This window comes from Aminobacter sp. P4_D5 (assembly GCF_056401815.1).
In genome coordinates this window covers 1-546 of record NZ_JBFUIP010001258.1, presented here as the reverse complement: position 1 = coordinate 546, position 546 = coordinate 1, and the positions used below count along the sequence as shown (strand labels likewise).

At 61.2% G+C, this 546-nt stretch carries 1 protein-coding gene; it reads left to right on the top strand.

Going from position 1 to position 546, the window contains the following annotated elements; translation table 11 throughout:
- Positions 1–127 precede the first annotated feature (127 nt).
- Positions 128–546, top strand: a 419-nt coding sequence (locus AC1DWF_RS37815) for a hypothetical protein (protein ID WP_476843540.1), incomplete at its 3' end; no start/stop codon positions are given.

The window sequence follows — 546 nt, the reverse complement described above, 5'->3', positions numbered from 1 at the left end:
ATGGCAAGGCGCTCGTAGAAACGGAGGAGCTGTTCGCCGTCGCCGGCAAGATGCTCGAAGCTGCCGTCACTGTCAGAGGAGGACGAGGGCGTCCTGCTCAGGCGGCGAAAACAGCGGGGGGAACAGGATGAATTCGCCGACACCGGACGTTTGGAACGAGTTCCGCGTAGCACTTGAGGAAGCGGGTCGAACTTTCGCCAAGGATGATGCGGAAGGGCAGGGCGACAATGAAGGTGTCATGGCCGCACTCGCGGCCGTTATCAACCTCATCCAAAAATGTGGTGCCCAACCGGAGGAGTATGCCGCACTCCAGCGCCTTGAGCTCGGATTGTCCGATATCAAAGCCGGCAAGCGGATCGGGGCACTCTTCGCCGCACCAAGACAGGACGGGCCTGGAAGAAAACCGATACCATCGGCTGCGTCGGTGCAGCGGGCATTCATCGCTGCCCTCCTGGATGAGTGTCTGGCGCGGGACGAATTTCAGTCTCTCGAGGAGGCTGCCCGCTGGGTGAGCCTCAGAGCTCGGAAGCTCCCGCAGTTACGTGA